At 67.5% G+C, this 891-nt stretch carries 2 protein-coding genes and 1 pseudogene; all 3 read left to right on the top strand.

The genetic code is table 11. The annotated features are described in order from the left end of the window. The first annotated feature begins 10 nt into the window (after window positions 1–10). Window positions 11–214 (top strand): DUF4244 domain-containing protein, encoded by a 204-nt coding sequence (locus RHBS_RS12730; protein WP_032380048.1) that lies wholly within the window; start codon window positions 11–13, stop codon window positions 212–214. Between the two features lie 2 nt (window positions 215–216). Further along, window positions 217–549 (top strand): TadE family type IV pilus minor pilin, encoded by a 333-nt coding sequence (locus RHBS_RS12725; protein WP_237669192.1) that lies wholly within the window; start codon window positions 217–219, stop codon window positions 547–549. Then, window positions 546–891: pseudogene (locus tag RHBS_RS12720) on the top strand (Rv3654c family TadE-like protein); the annotation flags it as partial. The gene RHBS_RS12725 and the pseudogene RHBS_RS12720, both read left to right, overlap by 4 nt.

The following is an 891-nucleotide window of genomic DNA, read 5'->3' as shown; positions in this document are numbered from 1 at the left end:
GGAAATCGAGATGATCGAGAACGCATTGCAGGAGTTGAAGACTCGAATCGTTCTGTTCGGAGTGGAGGACGATGGCATGTCGACGGCGGAGTACGCGATCGGCACCATCGCGGCCGCGGCATTCGGGGCGGTGCTGTACACGGTGGTGACCGGCGACAGCATCGTGTCGGCGTTGACCGGGATCATCGATCGAGCGTTGAACACAGCCGTCTGAGCTTGGGCGATGACGACGGTGCCGTGACGGTGGAGGCGGCGTTCGCGATCGCGTCCATCGTCGCGGTGATCGTGGTGTGTATCGGGGCGATCGTGTCGGTGACGATGCATATCGGGTGCGTCGATGCGGCCAGGGAGGCAGCTCGGTTGGCGGCGAGAGGGGATGCGGCCCGGGCTGTCTCGGTGGGGGAGCGGGTTGCGCCAGACGGTGCGCGGGTCACCGTCACGGATGATGGGGAGTACTTCGTCGCGCGGGTGGAGGTGGCGAGTCCGTTGCCGGGATTGACGCTGTCGGCGGAGGCGGTTGCTGCTGCGGAACCGAGTGCGCCCGAATGAGAATGCAGGACGACGAGGGTGGGGCGACGGTGTTGGCGGCGATGGCGATGTCGGCGTTGATTGCGGTCGTCGTGATGGTGGTCCACGTCGGCTCGGCGGTGGGTGCTCGTCATCAGGCGCAGTCGGCGGCCGATCTCGCGGCGTTGGCCGGGGGCAGGGGCCCTGGACCGTGGGGTGGCCGATGCGTGCGAGACGGCGCGATCAGTGGCGAGCAGGATGTCGACTGAGTTGCGGGAGTGCACGATCGAGGCGTGGGACGTGATCGTCACGGTGGGCCAGCCGGTGTTCCTCGGACGCTTCGGAATGTCCGACGCCATCGCCTCGGCGCGGGCGGGTCCGGGG

It is taken from the genome of Rhodococcus sp. BS-15, from assembly GCF_000813105.1.
Lineage (GTDB): Bacteria > Actinomycetota > Actinomycetes > Mycobacteriales > Mycobacteriaceae > Rhodococcoides.
Note: the sequence above shows the minus strand (reverse complement) of the source record. Positions and strands in the feature narration are given on the sequence as shown.

Bases quoted from the DNA above. Each gene is read 5' to 3' on its own strand.
- RHBS_RS12730 (WP_032380048.1), top strand. From the start codon at position 11: ATGATCGAGAACGCATTGCAGGAGTTGAAGACTCGAATCGTTCTGTTC.